This is a genomic window from Mesorhizobium sp. B2-3-2, assembly GCF_006442295.1.
Lineage (GTDB): Bacteria > Pseudomonadota > Alphaproteobacteria > Rhizobiales > Rhizobiaceae > Mesorhizobium.
On record NZ_VFWA01000019.1, the window covers coordinates 1 to 18,503 of the forward strand.

An 18,503-nucleotide genomic window follows, 5' to 3' on the forward strand; every position below is an offset into this window, starting at 1 on the left:
GTAGGGGAGTAGGGGAGTAGGGGAGTAGGGCAGACCAACTCGGGCGCGTTGGAATTTTACTCCCCTCCCTTCCGCAGCAAATAGGTGTCCATGATCCAGCCCTTCTTCCGGCGGGCTTCCTCGCGGATTCTTTCGATTTCGGCGCCGACATCGCCGAGGCGGCCGGAGACGATGATTTCGTCCGGCGTGCCGAGATAGGCGCCCCATTGGATGAAAAGGTCCCGGTCGGCGAGCGTGTTGAAGGCGCATTTGCCGTCGAGCAGGACGACGGCGCTGCCGGCATTCTGCGGCATGCCTTCATCCGTCAGCCGGCGGCCGGTGGTGATGAGGATCGAATCGCCAATACGGTTCAACGCCGTCGCGTGGCTGGCGGCGAGCGCTTGGATGGCCGTGATGCCGGGAATAACTTCCAGTTCAAAGGCGACGTTGCCCCTGAGGCGCACGCGCTCCAGGATGCGCAGCGCGCTGTCGTAGAGCGAGGGGTCGCCCCAGATCAGGAAGGCGCCGCAGCCGTCCTCGGCGATCTCGTCGCGGATCAGGTCTTCATAGATGGCCGCGATCGCCTCGTGCCAGTCATCGACAGTCGAGCGATAGGAAGGCGCTGGTTCGGCCCGCACGGGCACGTCGAATTCCACGCGGCGGGAATTCGGGTTGGTGACGAAACGGTCGCAGATGTGACGGCGCAGTTCGGCAAGATCGTTCTTCTTCGCACCCTTGTCGGGGATGAACAGCACGTCGGCCCGATTGAGGCCTGATATGGCCTGCACGGTCATATGGTCGGGATTGCCGGCGCCGATGCCGATGACGAGAAGCTTGCGCATGACGCGAACTCCTGCCCGATCGCAACCCTTTAGTCCAGACTGGCGTGGCGCGGCTGCGGAAGGGCTTTGAAACGCCACGTTGAAACCGCTAGGGTCATCGCGACATTCTCGCCGAGGGGCTTTCATGTTGCGATATGTTCTGACCACGGTGCTGGCCTTGTCGGCCGCATCCGCGCTCGCCAATGATTCCATTGCCGAACTCGGCACCGGCGGCCTGGTCCTGTCGCGCAGCGATGCCGTGGCGATGCAGAGCGAGGACCTCTTCATCTCGCCGGACAAGGTGACCGTCGATTACGTCTTCCACAACAACACCGACAAGGACGTCGACGCGATCGTCGCCTTCTCGATGCCCGACATCTCCGGCGATCCCGAGGAGATGCCGGCGATCCCCGAAAACCAGAGCGACAATTTCCTCGGCTTCGAGGTGACGATCGACGGCGCGGCGACAAAACCGGAGCTCGAGCAGAAGGCGTTCGCGCTCGGCATCGACATCAGTGCCGACCTGAAGGCGCAGAACGTGCCGTTCAACCCGTTCGGTGAAGCGGCAAAGGCCGCGCTCGCGAAGCTGCCGCAAACGGTGGCCGACGATTGGGTCACCCGCGGCATCATCATCGAGGACACTGTCGATGACAGCGCTGGCGCGAAACCCAATTATGCACCGTTCTGGCAATTGCGCTCGACCTATTGGTGGCGCTCGACCTTTCCGGCCAACAAGGACGTCCATGTCTCGCACCGCTACAAACCGAGCGTCGGCGGCACCTCGTCGGTCAGCTTCTTCTACGATGGCAAATTCCAGGGGCAGTACGCTACCTACAAGACCCGCTACTGCATGGATGACACGTTCGAGAGCGCGGTGCGCAAGGCTGCCAAGAACGATCCCGACGGCTACCCCAAATATTACGAAAGCCGCATCGCCTATATCCTGACCACCGGCGGCAACTGGGCGGCGGGCAGCATCGGCAAGTTCAAGCTGACCGTCGACAAGGGCAACCCCAAAGCGCTGGTCTCGTTCTGCGGCGACAATGTCAGCAAGGTCGGGCCGACGAGCTTCGAGATGACGGCTGAGGATTTCTATCCCGAGCGCGACATCGACATACTCATCCTCGATCCAACGGACAACGGGAACGGCAACTGATGCACGTGGCAATCTATGTCGCCATCGCCGAGAACGGCGTCATCGGGCGGGACGGAGGGCTGCCCTGGCGGCTTTCCACCGATCTCAAGCGCTTCAAGGCAGATACGATGGGCAAGCCCATCATCATGGGCCGCAAGACCTATGAAGGCATCGGCCGGCCGCTGCCGGGCAGGCTCAACATCGTCGTAACCCGCGACAAGGCCTGGCGCGCTGACGGCGTGGAAGTGGCGCATACGCTTGAGAACGCGATCCAGCTGGCTGATGTGCGTGGACGTTGCATGAGCGGGGTGGATGAGGTCTGCGTCATCGGCGGCGGCGAAATCTATGCGCAAGCGCTGCCGCTGGCCGACCGGCTGCACGTCACCCATGTGCTGGCCGCTGTCGACGGCGATGCGCATTTCCCGCCGATCGATCCGAAAGGCTGGCGCGAAGTCAGTTCGCAGGAGACCCCGGCCGGCGAAAAGGACAGCCACGCGACGCGCTATACGGTTTACGAGCGACGCCGCGAGAGCCATTGAAAGAAAAAAGGCGTTTTAAGACGACAAAGGGTCGCGACCGGTCCAAAACCGATGATGCCGGCAGAGCATCGCGTTGAAAGCGCACGGTGGCGTCCCTATAGAAGAACAAGACTGGATTTGCGCCACAGCACCGGCGCTTGAGGGAATTCCAAGCGAAAGGACATTCATGCCCTGGAACGACAAAGGTGGCGGTGGCGGCGGCCCATGGGGCGGCGGCGGCAATAATCAGGGGCCCTGGGGGCAGGGACCGAAGGGGCCAAGCGGCCCGCAAGGCTCGCCTCCCGACCTCGAGGACATCATCCGCCGTGGCCAGGACAGGCTGCGGCGCGCGCTGCCCGGCGGCGGCGGCGCCAGTCCGGCCATATTCGGGCTGATCGGCGCGGCGCTGGTCGTGCTATGGGCGTTCCAGGCAGTCTATACCGTGCAGCCCGACGAGGTCGCGGTCGAGCTGCGCTTCGGCAAGCCGAAGGCCGAACTGTCGCAGCCCGGCCTGCATTTCCACTGGTGGCCGCTCGAAACCGTAGAAACGGCCAAGATTTCCGAGCAGCTCGTCGACATTGGCGGTGGCGCGTCCAGCGGCAACACGTCAGGGCTGATGCTTTCGGGCGACCAGAACATCGTCAACGTGCAGTTCTCGGTCGCCTACCAGGTCTCCGATCCCCGCGCCTATCTGTTCGACGTCTCCGACCCGGACGGCATGCTGCGGCAGGTCGCCGAAAGCGCGATGCGCGAGGCCGTCGGCCGCAGGCCGGCGCAGGACATCTTCCGTGACGACCGCCAGGGCATAGCGGCTTCGGTGCGCGAGATCATCCAGACCACGCTCGACGGCTACAAGGCCGGGCTCCAGGTCAACGCCATCTCGATCGAGGACGCGGCGCCGCCGCGTGAGGTCGCCGACGCCTTCGACGAGGTGCAGCGCGCCGAGCAGGACGAGGACAAGTTCGTCGAGCAGGCCAACCAGTACTCCAACCAGAAGCTCGGCCAGGCTCGCGGCGAGGCCGCACAGGTCCGCGAAGACGCGGCCGCCTACAAGAACCGGGTGGTGCAGGAGGCCGAAGGTGAGGCCCAGCGCTTCATCTCCGTCTATGACGAATATGCCAAGGCGCCCGATGTGACGCGCAAGCGGCTTTACCTGGAAACGATGGAGAAGGTGCTGAAGGACTCCGGTAAGGTGATCGTCGAGCAAGGCAACGGGCAGGGGGTTGTCCCCTATCTGCCGCTGCCGGCATTGCAGCAGAAAGCGCCGGCTCCGGCCCCCCTTGGCGCGACGACGGGAGGTAACCAGTGATGGCCAACCGTCTCCCTGTCATCGTCGTCATCGCGGCGGTCATCCTGTTCCTCATCTATTCGTCGGTCTTCGTGGTCAATGCGCGCCAGCAGGCGCTGGTGCTGAGGTTCGGCGAGATCGTCGACGTCAAGACCGAACCCGGCATCTACTTCAAGGCGCCGTTCTCGTTCTTCGACGCCGACACGGTGCAGCTGATCGAGAACCGGGTGCTGCGCTTCGACCTCGACAACATCCGCGTTCAGGTGTCAGGCGGCAAGTTCTATGAGGTCGATGCCTTCATCGCCTACCGAATCTCGGATCCGCGTGTCTTCCGAGCCGCCGTATCCGGCCAGATCGAGCTCGCCGAAGCGCGGCTGAGGACGCGTCTCGACGCTGCGTTGCGCCGGGTCTACGGTCTGCGCGACTTCGAGGCCGCCCTTTCGGAGGAGCGCGCGGTGATGATGCGCGAAGTGCGCGATCAGCTACGGCCCGACGCCACCTCGCTCGGCCTGCAGATCGAGGATGTCCGCATCCGCCGCACCGACCTCACCGCCGAAGTCTCGCAGCAGACCTTCGATCGCATGAAGGCCGAACGTCTGGCCGAGGCCGAAAGGCTGAGGGCGCGCGGCAACGAGGCGGCGCAGCGCATCAAGGCCCGCGCCGACCGTGAGGTGGTCGAGATCATCGCGGAAGCGCAGAAGGAGTCCGAAATCCTGCGCGGCGAGGGCGAGGCGCAGCGCAGCGCCACCTTCGCCGAGGCCTATCAGCGCGATCCGGCGTTCTTCGACTTCTACCGGTCGATGAACGCCTATGGCACGGCGCTGGACAACACCGGCACGACAATGGTGCTGTCGCCGAATTGGGAGTTCTTCCGTTTCTTCCGCGACCCTGATGGCAAGGAGGCGCCGGCAAGGCCGGCGGCTCCGCAGCCGGCACCTGCCGCCCCGGCGACGGCGCCCGCGGTATCGCCCAGCACCGGCCAGTAGCGGCCGGTGCAGGATTTCTTCGCGGCAATAGGCCTGGTCCTCGTCATCGAGGGCCTGGTCTATGGTGGCTTTCCCGGCTTCGCCAGGAAGCTGGCGGGCGAGGTGCTGTCATTGCCGGAGAATGCATTGCGGATTGCCGGGCTGGTGGCGATCGGAGCCGGCGTCGGCGTCGTCTGGCTGGTTCGAGGATAGGAGCGGCGGTTTGCGCAATAACGCGGGATTTACACTCTGCCGATAGCCACAGCCGCAAACGTGCCTTATTTCTTGCCATCATGGCGCGACACGGCGTTTTCGTCGAAGCGCTTTTCTCTTTCAGAAATGCCGGGAGGCTTCTCGATGACATCCAACACCCTTTTGCGCGCGGCTCGACGCACTTTCGTCGCCGGCGCGGCAGCGCTTCTTCTGGGCACCGTGGTCGTTCCAGCCTTCGTGACGCCGACAATGGCCGCAGATGGGCCTGCTTCGGTGGCCGACCTGGCGCAAGGCCTGCTCGGCGCGGTGGTCAACATCTCGACCTCGCAGACGGTGAAGGGCACGGAAGGTCCGGGCGCGGTGCCGATGCCGCAGCTCCCCGAAGGCTCGCCATTCCAGGATTTCTTCGACGATTTCTTCAAGAACCGCGGCGGCGACAAGGACAATGGCTCGCAGAAAGTGCAGTCGCTCGGCTCCGGTTTCGTCATCGACGCCGAGCAAGGCATCGTCGTCACCAACAACCATGTCATCGCCGATGCCGACGATATCGAGGTCAATTTCTCCGATGGAGTCACCCTGAAGGCGACGCTGGTCGGCACCGACACCAAGACCGATGTCGCGGTGCTCAAGGTTGATCCGAAGGGCCACAAGCTGACGGCGGTGAAGTTCGGCGATTCCACCAAGATGCGCGTCGGCGACTGGGTGATGGCGATCGGCAATCCGTTCGGCCTCGGCGGCACGGTCACGGTCGGCATCGTCTCGGCGCGTAACCGCGACATCAATTCAGGCCCCTATGATGACTTCATCCAGACCGATGCCGCGATCAACCGCGGCAATTCGGGCGGGCCGCTGTTCAACAGCGCCGGCGAGGTCATCGGCATCAACACGGCGATCATTTCGCCGTCCGGCGGCTCGATCGGCATCGGCTTCTCCATCCCCTCGCAGCTCGCATCGGGCGTTGTCGAGCAACTGCGCCAATATGGCGAAACGCGGCGCGGCTGGCTTGGCGTGCGCATCCAGCCGGTGACCGACGATATTGCCGAGAGCCTCGGCATGGCGACCGCCAAGGGCGCGCTGGTCGCCGGCGTCATCAAGGGTGGACCGGTCGACAACGGCACCATCCAGGCCGGCGACGTCATCATCAAGTTCGACGGCAAGGACATCCACGAAATGCGCGACCTGCCGCGTGTGGTCGCGGAGAGCCCGGTCGGCAAGGCGGTCGACGTGCTGATCGTGCGCAAGGGTGTCGAGCAGACGGTGAAGGTGACACTCGGCCGGCTCGAGGACAGCGAGAAGCTCGCCAGCGGCGAAAACGGCAACACCGACCAGGACAAGGGCGACAAGGCGCCGGCGGTTTCGACGGCCTCGGTGCTCGGCATGACCGTCGGCGAACTGAACGACGATACGCGCAAGAAGTTCAGCATCGCCGCCGATGTTTCGGGCGTCGTCATCACCGATGTTGCCAAGGACTCGGCCGCGGCTGAACGCGGCATCCAGCCGGGCGAGGTGATCACCGAAATCGCGCAGGAATCGGTTGCCACGCCCAAGGATGTGATGGATCGGATCGGCGCGCTGAAGGAGCAGGGACGCAAGAACGCACTGCTGATGCTGGCGTCCAAGACCGGTGAGCTGAGGTTTGTGACGATCCGGATGGATTGAATCCGGCACAGCCTGCAACAATCTGATTGAGGAGGGCGGTTAGCGAGCCGCCCTTTTTCTTGTCTGCCAATCCTTGCTCGTCAGCCTGTAGAACACATGCCGCTTGAGCGCGGGGTGGCTGTCGGGAGTGTCGGGATAGTCGAAATCGGCGGATGGATCGGCTGTCATGCCGAGGCGCTCCATGACGGCGGTCGAGCGGTGGTTGTTCGCGACCGCGAAGGAGACGATCTCGCCAAGGCCGAGTTTTTCGAAGCCGTAGGCCAGCCATGCCTCGGCAGCTTCCGTGACATAGCCCTTGCCCCAGAATTCGGGCGCCAGCCGCCAGCCGATCTCGATGGTGCCGGCGGGTAGAAATGGCAGATGGTCGGTCCCGGTGATCCCGACAAAGCCGATGCATTGACCTGATGCGGCGATCTCGGCGGCGGCAAAGCCATAGCCGTCCCGATCGATGATGGCCCGCAATTCGTCCATCTTGGCGTCTGCTGCGGCACGGTCGCGACGGAAGGGGAAGAACTCCATCACGCGTTCGTCGGAATTGATGCGGTGGAACAGCTCGCGGTCGCGATCCTCCCAGTTGCGCAGGATCAGGCGTTCGGTGCGCATCGGCTTCATTGCACGAATTCTTCCTGCCTATAGCCTTGCAGATAGAGCAATGCGGTCAGGTCGCCATGGTCGATGCGAACCTTTGCCTGCGCGGCCACCATCGGTTTGGCATGCAGCGCGACGCCGGTGCCGGCAAGGCGGATCATGTCGAGATCGTTGGCCCCGTCGCCGACAGCAATGGCATCGGCCGGGGTGAGGCCGAGACGCGCCGTGATCTCGATCAGCGCCTCGGCCTTGGCGGCGCGGCCGAGGATCGGCTCGCCGACCAGCCCGGCAAAGAGGCCATCCTGTTCGAGCAGGCGGTTGGCGCGGTTTTCATGGAAGCCGAGCATGGCGGCGATGCGTGAGGTGAAGACCTCGAAGCCGCCCGAGACCAGTGCGGTCCAGGCGCCGTTGGCCCGCATCGTCTGCACCAGCGCGCGGCCGCCGGAGGCCAATGTCAACCGGTTGGCAACGATCAGATCGACCACGGCCGCATCGAGCCCCTTGAGCAACGCCACGCGCTCGCGCAGGGCCGGCTCGAAGGCGATCTCGCCATTCATCGATCGTGCGGTGATCGCCGCGACGTGCTCCTTGACGCCGATCTCGTCGGCCAACTCGTCGATGCATTCCTGGTCGATCATGGTCGAATCCATATCGGCGATGAGGATCTTCTTGCGGCGCGTTGCCGACTGCTGGACGATCACGTCGATCGGCTCGGCGGCCAGCGCCGCGCGCAGACCGGCGGTCGCCTCGTCGGCTTGCGTGCTCGCCGGCAGTGCGAGATCGCAGGCAATGTCTTCGGCCAGCCAGCGAACAGTGCTTGCGCCCACCGACCGTGAGGCCATATTCGCAAGCGATGGCGACAAGGCACGATCGGCGGGATGGGAAACAAGCGTGGCGACAAGCGGCATCGATAATTCCGGTGCGGATGCGGGCGAAGGCCGCGTGAAGAACGCGATCCTGATAGCCGGGCCGACCGCCAGCGGCAAGTCGGCGCTGGCGCTCGATGTGGCCGAACGTACAGGCGGCGTGATCATCAACACCGATTCCATGCAGGCCTATTCGGTTCTCGACGTGTTGACCGCCCGGCCGGAGGCGGCCGACCTCGCTCGGGCACCGCATTATCTCTATGGGCATGTCCATCCCGGCATCGCCTACTCGACCGGCGCGTGGCTGCGCGACGTGACGAGGCTGATCGAAGACGGCGCGCTCTCGCGGCGACCGATCTTCGTCGGCGGCACCGGCCTTTACTTTCGCGCGCTGGCCGAGGGCATTTCGGAAATGCCCGACATTCCGCGGCAGGTGCGCGACCGTTGGCGCTACGAGTTGAAGGAGCAAGGCGCCGTCAAACTGCATGGCATCCTGCTGCGAGAGGATTCCAGGGCCGCCACCCAGTTGAAGCCGACCGACAGCCAGCGCATCGTGCGGGCGCTCGAAGTGCTCGACGCTTCCGGCCGCTCCATCCTGGACTGGCAGGCCGCGCGGGGCCGGCCGCTCATCGACAGACAGACGGCTCGCTTCTTCGTCATCGAGCCGGACCGCGCCGCTCTGGTCGGACGCATCGAAAGGCGTTTCGACCAGATGCTGGCCAAGGGCGCGCTGGACGAAGTCAGGGAACTCGCATCGCTTCGTCTCGATCCGCAATTGCCGGCAATGAAGGCGATCGGCGTTCGTGAACTGCAAGCGGCAATGGCCGGACAATCTGGTTTTCCCGAGGCGATCGAGCGCGCCAAGATCGCAACCAGGCAATATGCCAAGCGGCAGACGACCTGGTTTCGGCACCAGCTAGGACCGGAATGGCAAAGATTGCACCCTGGTGACGATATCGAAACCACGATCCAAACGCTTGTTGCTAATGCAACCTAGAAAGCTGATCCTTCACGGAAAGGTTCTCGTTGTGGTTGTCGAAATTAACCCTCCGTAAGGCCCGCCATGCCATAAGGTCGACGGGCATTTTTCCATCGGGGAGCAGATGCGTTTCCACAAGGCGGAATCGGCGTTTTTCGTCTTTATCTTCGTGATCCTGGCCGCCGGCCTGGTGACGCTGCATGCCTATGGACTGCTGCAATCCTTTGCCACCGAACTGCACACGGCCGCCGGCCTGGACAAGGTCATCTACCTCAACAAGCTGCTTTTCGCGACGGGCGTGCTGCTCGCGACCGCGCTGTTCTTCGGAATCTTCTTCATCTACCCGCTGATCCGCAAGCAGGCGACGGAGGAAGGCAAGCTGCGCGCCATGACCGTGTCGCTGAGCGCCCGCTCCGAGACGTTCGAACATGCGGCGCTGACAGACAGCCTGACCGGCATGCAGAACCGGCGCTATTTCGACGACGCGCTGAAGGAATATCTCGAAGAGTTCAAACGCATCGAGAAACCCGTCGGGCTGATGATCCTCGACCTCGATCATTTCAAGCAGGTCAACGATACACATGGCCACGACGTCGGCGACGAGGTACTGAAGGCCGTCGCCAGCTGTCTCAAGGACATGACGCGCTACCATGACGTGGTGGCGCGATTGGGCGGTGAGGAATTCGCCGTGGTCACACCCAACATGGAGGCAGAATTGTTGTCGAAATTCGCCGAGCGCATCCGCAAGGCGATCGCCAACATGTCGGTTCTCTCGGGCAATGTCCGGCTCAAGATCACCACCAGCGTCGGCCTTGCCGTCTGGGACCGCAAAGAGACGGCGGAAGAATTCTATCGCCGCGCCGACCGCCAGCTCTACGAGGCCAAGAGGCAGGGCCGCAACCGCGTCTGCGCCTGAAATCCCGAAGAAGAATTCATGAGGCCGGTTGCCTGACGCGGCTTTCTCGACTTCCGGCGCTCACGGACTGAATGTCCGCTCCGCTCCGGCTTTTCGAAAACCACGCCATCCAATCCGGCCTGATGAATTCCCTTTCGGGATTTAACCAAGCTGGTTCGATGATGTGAAGCCCTTGGAAGCTTGTGTGCGGCTTCCCGGTCGGTCGTCAAAGAGCTTGCAGGCTCAATCGTTCTGGGGGCGCATGCCGAATGTGGCGGGCTTGAGGCCGTAGCGCATGTCGAAATCATCGTCCGATTGCACGCGTGCGGCCGGCGGCTTGCGGTAGTCGGGATCGCCAGCCTGGCGGCCAGAATCGACCACTTCGGCAAAGGCCATCGCCTGCTGCTGCGGCTTTGGAACGTTGCGAAGCCGTTCCACGATCGTCACCAGATCGACATCGTCGCCGGTTTTCGACGACATGGCTTGTTCGCGCTTGGCCGTGCCGGGGATCAGTTCAGCCGGCAGCCTCTCGAACTTCAGCCGCATCGTCGTCGCCACGCCTTCGCCGAAGGCGATCGCTTCGCGCTGGCCCATGGACGACAGGAAAGCAAGCGTGGAGGCGGACGAGTCGGCGATGGCCGAGCGGATGATCGCCTGGTCCTGCTCATTGGCGAGCCGCATGGCGAAAAAGGTCGAGCACTGCGAGAGGATGGTCGGGTCGAGTTCGCCCGGGCGCTGGGTGACGACGCCGAGATAGCAGCCATATTTGCGGCCTTCCTTGGCAATGCGCGACAGCGCGTGCCTTGTCGGCGCGAAGCCGAGGCGCGCATCGGCCGGCATGTAGCGATGCGCTTCTTCGCACAGCAATAGGAGCTGCAGCTTGCCCTCGCTCCACAGCGCAAGGTCGAACGCCAGGCGCGCCAGCACCGAACAGACGGAATTGACCACTTCGGACGGCATGCCGGCCATTTCGAAACAGGTCACCGGGCGGCCGTTATGCGGCACGCGGAAGATGTTGCCGATCGTCTCGTGGATGGTGTCCTCGATCAGGCGCGAGTTGAACATGAAACGGTAGCGCGGATCGGCTGCCGCCGATTCGATGCGCGTCTTCAGCGATTTGAGCGTCGGGCGCTCGTTCTTGCTTTCGAGCATGCCCATACGCTCGTCAATCTGCTTGAGCAGATCGGCAATGCGGTAGGGCACTGGCGTATCGGCGGTCAGCGCATCACTGCCGCGCCTGAGATAGGCACCGGAATTGGGGTTGCGATAGAGGTTTTTGGCGAGCGGAATGAGGTCGCGCAGCGCATCGATCTCGTCGGGCACGGTCTCGCGGCCGCGAAACAGAACCTCGGCGAATTCCTCGAGCCGGAACATCCAGAACGGAAGGTCGAGCGTCTTGGAATCGACCTTGACGCAATATTCGGGCAGCGACGCGGCGAATTCATTGTGCGGATCGAGGATCAGGATGCGCAGATCCGGCCGCGCCGCGATCGATTTGCGCAGCAGCAGCGAGACGGCGGTGGACTTGCCGACGCCGGTGGTGCCGACAATGGCAAAGTGGCGCGCCAGCGTGTCGTCGATGGCGATGTTGGCGGCGATCGCCTCGTCCTGGGACAGCGAGCCGATGGTGATCGAATGACGCCCGGCCAGATCGTAGACGGCCTGCAGGTCGCGGCTGCGGATGCGGTGCGCGATGGCGCCGATATGGGGATAGGTGGTGATGCCGCGATCGAAGATCGGCTTGGAGCCGGGCTCGGCGCCGTCGCGCACTTCGCCGATCAGCTCAATGCTGACCTCGATGGCGTTCTGGCCTTCGCTGTTCCAGGCGCGATCCGACTTGCCGATCGCATAGACCAGGCCGACGGTGCGCGTCGTGCCGAGATTGACCGAGATCATCTTGCCGACCGTCCACAGGCCGGTCACCGCGCCGTCGACGTCGTCCGCAAAGGCGCTGATGGTGGCCCGCGCGCCGTCGCATTGCACGACATTGCCCAGGATGCGCCTGTCGTTCTGTTCGGCGTTGCGGCGCTCCTGCGATGTCGGTTCTCCGACGGAGGCTTCGCGTTCGACATACATGGACAGGCCAATCCCCATTTTCCCTCACGTCGAAGCCTACGGGAACGGGGTTAAGGTCGAGTGTGGCCGGATGGTGTAGGGAGGATTAAGAAGCCGGCGAAAATTGTCGCGACAAGGCTCTTTTCCAGCGATCGGTTTTCGTTATAATAGACGAATGGACGATATATCGAACGACATCTCCTCGACAATCGGCAGACGGATACACGCCGAGAGGACGATACGGGACTGGTCCCTGGCCGAGGTCGCCGAGCGCTCCGGCGTCTCCAAAGCCATGCTGAGCACGATCGAGCGCGGCATGACCAGCCCGACGGCAGCGCTCCTGGTGCGGATCGCCGCCGCCTTCGGCATGACGCTGTCGACTCTTATCGCACGCGCGGAATTGCAGGGTGGGGGCTTGCTGCGGGCTGACGCGCAGCCCGTCTGGCGCGATCCCGACACCGGCTATGTCAGGCGGCATCTTTCGCCGGCCGGCGACATGCCGCTCGAACTGATCAGGGTTCATCTGCCGGCGGGCGCCAAGGTCAGCCTGCCCGCGGCGTCCTACGCTTTCATCAAACAGCAGATATGGCTGATCTCCGGACGGCTCGAATTCACCGAGGGCGATCTGGTGCACAGGCTCGAGCCCGGCGACTGTCTGGCGCTCGGCGCGCCGTCGGACTGCACCTTCCATGCACTCGAGGCGGGCGCCGACTACCTCGTCGCGCTGGTCAGGGGCTGACATCATGGCCGCGACACGTCCGAAGCGCTCCCACAATGGGGGACCGCCGCTCGACGACTACAAGGGGCCGCCATGGGGCAAGGGCGATCCTTATGTTTTCCTGGCCTGGCAGGCCGCGCATGCCAAGGCGTGGAAAGCACCGAGCCGCGACGTCATGCTGATGCGCGTGGACAAGGCGGAACGGCTGGGACTCACCTATGAGGAATACACGCTCGAACTCCTCGAGCGTGGACGCCACCTTCAGGAAGAGGACACCGAACGCATCGCCGCGATCAAGGCGGCACGCAAGCGAAGGCGATTCAGCGCTTTCGATTGACGCCAGTTCGACCATATCGATCCTTCCATCTTAGCCAGGCAGAACGAGCATGCATTCCATCGAGATCAGAATGTTGACGCAGGACGCGCGAACACAGGCGTTGCTCGGCGATCTTCTGGTCGAAACGGTTGCCGCGGGGGGGTCGGTGAGCTTCATGCATCCGCTGGCGCCGGAAACCGCCCGCAGGTTCTGGGACACGTCGCTGACGGCGGTCGCAAGAGGCGAGCGGGTGGTGCTTGGCGCGTGGGAGGCAGACACGCTGGTCGGCACGGTCACGCTGCTGCTCGACTGTCCGCCCAACCAGCCGCACCGGGCCGAGATCGCCAAGCTGATGACGCGCCTCGATCGTCGAGGCAAAGGCGTGGCGACCCGCCTGATGCAAGCGGCCGAGGCCCTTGCGGTGGAGAGGGGCCGCACACTTCTGGTTCTGGATACGGCGACCGAAGAGGGGGCGTCCGGGCTCTATGAGAGGCTGGGCTTCACGCTGACCGGGGAAATACCGGACTATGCATTGAAGCCCCATGGCGGGCTGACCGGCACGCTCATCTACTGGAAGCGCATCGGCCGATGACCGTCATGCCGGAGACGGCTCGCCGAGACGCGACAGCAGCCATTGGCGGAAATCCTGCTCGGCACCAGTCAGTCGCGCGATCGGTGCCTTGGTCAGAAAATGCCCCGATGTGCTCGGGAAAGGGAGGTGCGGTCCAAACCGCGCCTCCCTCGGCTTGTTTGCGGCACAATCGGGCTTATGCCTTGTGGTGAACCTGCTGCAGCCCATAGACGGGCGTCGCAATGCCTTCGTGCCTCGCCTTCAACTGCAGCGACAGGAACTGCGAATAATGGCGTGATTGGTGCAGGTTGCCGCCATGGAACCAGAGCGCCTCCTGCTGCGTCGGCTTCCACATGTTGCGCTGCTCACCTTCCCATGGGCCGGGGTCCTTGGTGGTGTTCGAGCCGAGCCCCCAGCATTTGCCGACCTTGTCGGCAACCTCCTTTGAGATCAACTCGGCCGCCCAGCCATTCATCGAGCCGTAGCCGGTGGCGTAGACGATGACGTCCGCCGGCAGTTCGGTGCCATCGCTGAGCAGGATGGAATGTTCTTTGATCTCGGCCACGTCGACGCCGCTCTTGAGTTTGATGGCGCCATCGATGATCAGCTGCGAAGCGCCGATATCGATGTAGTAGCCGGAGCCACGCCTGAGATATTTCATGAACAGGCCGGAGCCGTCGTCGCCCCAGTCGAGCATGAAGCCGGCCTTTTCCAGGCCCTTGTAGAATGCCGCGTCGCGCTCCTTCATCTTCTCATAGAGCGGAATCTGGAACTCGTGCAGGATCTTGTAGGGCAGGGAGGCAAAGATAAGGTCGGCCTTGGCGGTGGTCATACCGTTCTGCACCGCCTGCTCCGAGTAGAGGGCGCCAAGCCCAATATCCATCAGCGTGTCGGATCTGACGATGTGGGTGGTCGAGCGCTGCACCATGGTGACGTCGACGCCGGCTTCCCACAGTGCCGCGCAAATGTCGTGCGCGGAATTGTTCGAGCCGATGACGACGACCTTCTTGCCGGCGTATTGGTCGGGGCCGGGGTGCTTGGAGGAGTGGTGCTGATCGCCCTTGAAATTCTCCATGCCCTTGAACTTCGGCAGGTTGGGACGGCCGGACATGCCGGTCGCCAGCACCAGCTGCTTCGGCTTCAGCGTGATGTCCTTGCCGTCGCGGCGGACGACAACCGTCCATTCCTTCTTCTCCTCGTCATAGGAAGCGCTCTTGGCCTCGGTGGAGGACCAGTAATTCAGTTCCATCACCTTGGTGTACATTTCCAGCCAGTCGCCGATCTTGTCCTTGGGCGAGAACACCGGCCAGGTCCGGGGAAAATCGATGTAGGGCAAATGATCGTACCAGACCGGATCGTGCAGGCAGAGCGACTTGTAGCGCTTGCGCCAGCTGTCGCCGGCACGTTCATTCTTCTCGATGATGATCGTCGGCACGCCGAGTTGCCGGAGCCGCGCGCCAAGCGCGATGCCGCCCTGGCCGCCGCCGATGATGACCGTATAGGGCTGCGTCTTGAAGCCAAGCTCGGCCGCTTCCTTTTCGCGCTCTTCCTTCCAGGTCGGGCGGTTCTTGCCGGAGCCGTGCTTGGCGCCCATCGGCCGGGCGAAGCCGGCCGGCTCTTCATGCCCTTTCAGCTCGACCATTGTGGTCAGCAGCGTCCAGATCTTGCCGTCCTTCAACCTGATATGGCCGAAGCCGCGCGCCACGTCGGTCTCGAAGGTGATCCAGCCGTCGATCACCCCGTTCGCCTCGGTCGAGTCCTCGCCCCTGGCGATCGCGAAATGCGAGGGCTTCGTCTTCGACAGCTGGCTTTCCAGCATGTCACGCACCTGATCGCGGCCTTCCATGGTCTTGATGTTCCAGGTGAAGGTGACGAGGTCGCGCCAATAACAATCTTCCTGGAAGCATTCGACCGCCTTGTCGATGTCGCCGGCGGCGAGGGCCGCGCCAAATCGTTCTAGAAGGTCGGAAAGCTTCCTGTTCGGGGCCTTGTCGAGCATCAGTTTCCTCCGCGTTTTTGTTGATCGGCCTCGTTGCGAGCTGCCTTTGCCGAGCTTGGGGTCCGGCCTCGGGCAGTATCGCGGCAAACCATGGGCCGCGTCACGTCGCCAAATAGTTCGCTTTGTTTTCAGTGGCTTGACCAGCGGCCCGGCGTCGAGCCGGGTCTAAATGACGGCGTGCGCGTGCTTCGTGCCATGCACCGGGCAAGCCGCCATGAAAGCGGAATCGACCCCATTGACGAACGGCCGCTTTCACCCTTATGGTTCGCCACCATGAAAAAGGCACTCATTCTCGTAGGAAGGCGCGTGGGCAAGGCGGTGTAACCGCCGGGCGAAAACCTCCCATGCGCACACACAGGCTCCCTCGGGGGCCTTTTTTATTGCCTGAAACACGACTAAACGACCAGCAAATCGCCAGATGGCGGACAGTACGGGACCAAACCGATGAGCAACGGACAGAGCGAGCGGCGCGAAATGACTGGCGCCGAAATGGTGGTGCAGGCGCTGAAGGACAATGGCGTCAAGCATGTCTTCGGTTATCCGGGCGGCGCGGTTCTCCCGATTTATGACGAGATCTTCCAGCAGGACGACGTCGAGCACATCCTGGTGAGGCACGAGCAGGGCGCAGGCCACGCGGCCGAGGGCTATGCGCGCTCGACCGGCAAGGCAGGCGTCATGCTGGTGACATCGGGTCCGGGCGCGACCAACGCCGTGACGCCTTTGCAGGACGCGCTGATGGATTCGATCCCGCTGGTGTGCCTGACCGGCCAGGTGCCGACCTCGCTGATCGGTTCGGACGCTTTCCAGGAGTGCGACACGGTCGGCATCACGCGCCCCTGCACCAAGCACAATTGGCTGGTGAAGGACGTCAACGAACTTGCCGCAACCATCCATGAGGCCTTCCATGTCGCCACCACCGGCCGTCCCGGTCCTGTCGTGGTCGACATCCCGAAGGACGTGCAGTTCGCCAAGGGTTTTTATGTTTCTCCGCAAACCGCGCCACGCACCAGCTATCAGCCGAAGGTGCAGGGTGATCTGGAGAAGATCAAGGCCGCGGTCGAGCTGTTGGCCGGTGCCAGGAAGCCGATCATCTATAGCGGCGGCGGCGTCATCAACTCCGGTCCGGAAGCGAGCCATCTGCTGCGCGAGCTGGTCGACCTCACCGGCTTCCCGATCACCTCGACGCTGATGGGGCTCGGCGCCTATCCGGCATCGGGCAAGAACTGGCTCGGCATGCTCGGCATGCACGGCACCTACGAAGCCAACATGGCCATGCATGACTGCGACGTGATGATCTGCATCGGTGCGCGCTTCGACGACCGCATCACCGGCCGGCTCAACGCGTTCTCGCCGAACTCGAAGAAGATCCATATCGACATCGATCCGTCCTCGATCAACAAGAACGTCCACACCGACGTGCCCATTATCGGCGATGTCGGCCGGGTTCTGGAGGATCTCGTGCGGCTATGGCGGGCAACCGCCAAGGCCGACAAGAAGGCGCTCTATCCCTGGTGGGAGCAGATCGCCAAATGGCGCGCGCGCGACTCGCTCGCCTATAAGATGAACAACGACGTGATCATGCCGCAATATGCCATCCAGCGGCTCTACGCCCTGACCAAGGACATGGACACCTACATCACGACGGAGGTCGGCCAGCACCAGATGTGGGCGGCCCAGCACTACCATTTCGAGAAGCCGAACCGCTGGATGACGTCCGGGGGGCTCGGCACGATGGGTTACGGCCTGCCGGCGGCACTCGGCGTGCAGATCGCTCATCCGAACGCGCTGGTCGTCGATATCGCCGGCGACGCTTCGGTGCAGATGACGATGCAAGAGATGAGTGCCGCGGTGCAGTTCGACGCGCCGATCAAAATCTTCATTCTCAACAACCAGTATATGGGCATGGTGCGGCAATGGCAGCAACTGCTGCACGGCAACCGGCTGTCGCATTCCTACACCGAGGCGATGCCCGATTTCGTCAAGCTGGCCGAAGCCTATGGCGGCCACGGCATCCGCTGCGACAAGCCGGACGAACTGGACGATGCCATCAAGGAGATGATCTCGGTCAGGAAACCGGTGCTGTTCGACTGCCGCGTGGCGACGCTCGCCAACTGCTTCCCGATGATCCCGTCGGGCAAGGCGCACAATGAGATGCTCTTGCCGGACGAGGCCACGGACGAGGCGGTGGCCAACGCCATCGACGCCAAGGGCAGGGAACTGGTGTAGCAGCGGACAGAGGCAGGGCTGTCGCGAGAAGCCGTGCGTAAACAGAGATTAGACCCTAGAGTTTGAAGTCGAGATTCACATCATGAACGCACAGCTACAACCGACCGGCTCCGCCTATTTCATCGCCAAGGAAACGGAAAAGCCCGAGAACCACACGCTTTCCGTGCTGGTCGACAACGAGCCGGGCGTGCTTGCCCGGGTCATCGGCCTGTTTTCCGGGCGCGGCTACAACATCGAGAGCCTGACGGTCTCGGAAACCGAGCATGAGAAACATCTGTCGCGCATCACCATCGTAACGCGCGGCACGCCGCATGTGCTGGAGCAGATCAAGCACCAGCTCGAGCGCATCGTGCCGGTCCACCGCGTCGTCGACCTCACCGTGCGCTCGCAGGAATTCGGCCAGGAACGGCCGCTGGAGCGGGAACTGGCGCTGGTCAAGGTCGCCGGCACCGGCGAGGCCCGCGTCGAGGCGCTGCGCCTGGCTGACGCCTTCCGCGCCAGCGTCATCGACGCCAACACCGAGCATTTCATCTTCGAGATCACCGGCAAGGGCTCCAAGCTCGACCAGTTCATCGCCATCATGAAGCCGCTCGGCCTGGTCGAGATCTGCCGCACCGGCGTGGCGGCGATGAACCGTGGCCCGCAGGGGATGTAGCACCGGTCAGTTTCTCCACAGCGTGACGAGGGCTCGGCCACCGGCCGAGGGTGGCCT

General features: G+C 63.3%; 18 protein-coding genes. 13 read left to right on the forward strand and 5 right to left on the reverse strand.

The window, feature by feature from the left end:
• Positions 1-56: 56 nt before the first annotated feature.
• Positions 57-821: a precorrin-6A synthase (deacetylating) gene (gene cobF / locus FJ964_RS27400; protein WP_140553534.1), complete on the reverse strand. Its 765-nt coding sequence runs from the start codon at positions 819-821 to the stop codon at positions 57-59.
• A 124-nt stretch (positions 822-945) separates the two neighbouring features.
• On the opposite strand from cobF, the gene FJ964_RS27405 reads away from it, so the two are divergent.
• The 6 genes from FJ964_RS27405 to FJ964_RS27430 all read left to right on the forward strand — a co-directional run bounded on the left by FJ964_RS27405 (position 946) and on the right by FJ964_RS27430 (position 6,578).
• Entirely contained in the window at positions 946-1,956 is a 1,011-nt protein-coding gene (locus FJ964_RS27405) for a DUF4424 domain-containing protein (protein WP_140553535.1), read from the forward strand.
• Positions 1,956-2,474: a dihydrofolate reductase gene (locus tag FJ964_RS27410; RefSeq protein ID WP_140553537.1), complete on the forward strand. Its 519-nt coding sequence runs from the start codon at positions 1,956-1,958 to the stop codon at positions 2,472-2,474. The genes FJ964_RS27405 and FJ964_RS27410 overlap by 1 nt, the downstream gene beginning before the upstream one ends.
• Before the next feature lie 166 nt (positions 2,475-2,640).
• The gene (gene hflK, locus FJ964_RS27415) at positions 2,641-3,762 is read left to right on the forward strand and encodes an FtsH protease activity modulator HflK (RefSeq protein WP_140495337.1); all 1,122 of its coding nucleotides are present in this window, start codon (positions 2,641-2,643) and stop codon (positions 3,760-3,762) included.
• Positions 3,762-4,727 (forward strand): protease modulator HflC, encoded by a 966-nt coding sequence (locus FJ964_RS27420; protein ID WP_140553538.1) that lies wholly within the window; start codon positions 3,762-3,764, stop codon positions 4,725-4,727. Before hflK ends, FJ964_RS27420 begins: the two co-directional genes overlap by 1 nt.
• A 6-nt stretch (positions 4,728-4,733) precedes the next feature.
• Entirely contained in the window at positions 4,734-4,919 is a 186-nt protein-coding gene (locus FJ964_RS27425) for a DUF2065 domain-containing protein (RefSeq protein ID WP_140553540.1), read from the forward strand.
• Positions 4,920-5,063: 144 nt separating this feature from the next.
• Entirely contained in the window at positions 5,064-6,578 is a 1,515-nt protein-coding gene (locus FJ964_RS27430; RefSeq protein ID WP_140553542.1) for a DegQ family serine endoprotease, read from the forward strand.
• Between the two features lie 39 nt (positions 6,579-6,617).
• Here FJ964_RS27430 and FJ964_RS27435 read toward each other — a convergent pair whose 3' ends face one another.
• Both FJ964_RS27435 and serB read right to left on the reverse strand, forming a co-directional pair.
• Entirely contained in the window at positions 6,618-7,190 is a 573-nt protein-coding gene (locus FJ964_RS27435) for a GNAT family N-acetyltransferase (RefSeq protein WP_140553543.1), read from the reverse strand.
• The gene (gene serB, locus FJ964_RS27440; protein WP_140553545.1) at positions 7,187-8,074 is read right to left on the reverse strand and encodes a phosphoserine phosphatase SerB; all 888 of its coding nucleotides are present in this window, start codon (positions 8,072-8,074) and stop codon (positions 7,187-7,189) included. Before serB ends, FJ964_RS27435 begins: the two co-directional genes overlap by 4 nt.
• Between serB and miaA the strand changes: the two genes are divergently transcribed.
• Positions 8,058-9,029 carry a tRNA (adenosine(37)-N6)-dimethylallyltransferase MiaA gene (miaA, locus tag FJ964_RS27445; protein ID WP_224713396.1) on the forward strand — a complete coding sequence of 324 codons (972 nt, stop codon included), beginning with the start codon at positions 8,058-8,060 and terminating at the stop codon, positions 9,027-9,029. The genes serB and miaA overlap by 17 nt on opposite strands.
• Before the next feature lie 106 nt (positions 9,030-9,135).
• On the forward strand, positions 9,136-9,927 hold the full coding sequence (locus FJ964_RS27450; protein ID WP_140553549.1) for a GGDEF domain-containing protein: 792 nt from the start codon (positions 9,136-9,138) through the stop codon (positions 9,925-9,927).
• Between the two features lie 222 nt (positions 9,928-10,149).
• Here the strand turns inward: FJ964_RS27450 and FJ964_RS27455 are convergent, their stop codons facing one another.
• Positions 10,150-11,982, reverse strand: coding sequence for an ATP-binding protein (locus FJ964_RS27455; protein WP_140553686.1), 1,833 nt, complete (start codon positions 11,980-11,982; stop codon positions 10,150-10,152).
• A gap of 154 nt (positions 11,983-12,136) precedes the next feature.
• On the opposite strand from FJ964_RS27455, the gene FJ964_RS27460 reads away from it, so the two are divergent.
• From FJ964_RS27460 to FJ964_RS27470, 3 genes are read left to right on the forward strand one after another with little or no spacing between them, the layout of a single operon-like run.
• Positions 12,137-12,700 carry an XRE family transcriptional regulator gene (locus FJ964_RS27460; RefSeq protein ID WP_140553550.1) on the forward strand — a complete coding sequence of 188 codons (564 nt, stop codon included), beginning with the start codon at positions 12,137-12,139 and terminating at the stop codon, positions 12,698-12,700.
• A 4-nt stretch (positions 12,701-12,704) separates the two neighbouring features.
• Positions 12,705-13,016: a hypothetical protein gene (locus FJ964_RS27465; protein WP_140553552.1), complete on the forward strand. Its 312-nt coding sequence runs from the start codon at positions 12,705-12,707 to the stop codon at positions 13,014-13,016.
• 49 nt (positions 13,017-13,065) lie between these two features.
• The gene (locus FJ964_RS27470) at positions 13,066-13,587 is read left to right on the forward strand and encodes a GNAT family N-acetyltransferase (RefSeq protein ID WP_140553553.1); all 522 of its coding nucleotides are present in this window, start codon (positions 13,066-13,068) and stop codon (positions 13,585-13,587) included.
• A 175-nt stretch (positions 13,588-13,762) separates the two neighbouring features.
• Here FJ964_RS27470 and FJ964_RS27480 read toward each other — a convergent pair whose 3' ends face one another.
• On the reverse strand, positions 13,763-15,565 hold the full coding sequence (locus FJ964_RS27480) for an NAD(P)/FAD-dependent oxidoreductase (RefSeq protein WP_140553555.1): 1,803 nt from the start codon (positions 15,563-15,565) through the stop codon (positions 13,763-13,765).
• 444 nt (positions 15,566-16,009) lie between these two features.
• Here FJ964_RS27480 and FJ964_RS27485 point away from each other — a divergent pair, with 444 nt between their 5' ends.
• Both FJ964_RS27485 and ilvN read left to right on the forward strand, forming a co-directional pair.
• On the forward strand, positions 16,010-17,791 hold the full coding sequence (locus FJ964_RS27485; RefSeq protein ID WP_140553557.1) for an acetolactate synthase 3 large subunit: 1,782 nt from the start codon (positions 16,010-16,012) through the stop codon (positions 17,789-17,791).
• An 82-nt stretch (positions 17,792-17,873) separates the two neighbouring features.
• Positions 17,874-18,446: an acetolactate synthase small subunit gene (ilvN, locus tag FJ964_RS27490; protein ID WP_023676680.1), complete on the forward strand. Its 573-nt coding sequence runs from the start codon at positions 17,874-17,876 to the stop codon at positions 18,444-18,446.
• The last annotated feature ends 57 nt before the right edge of the window (positions 18,447-18,503 follow it).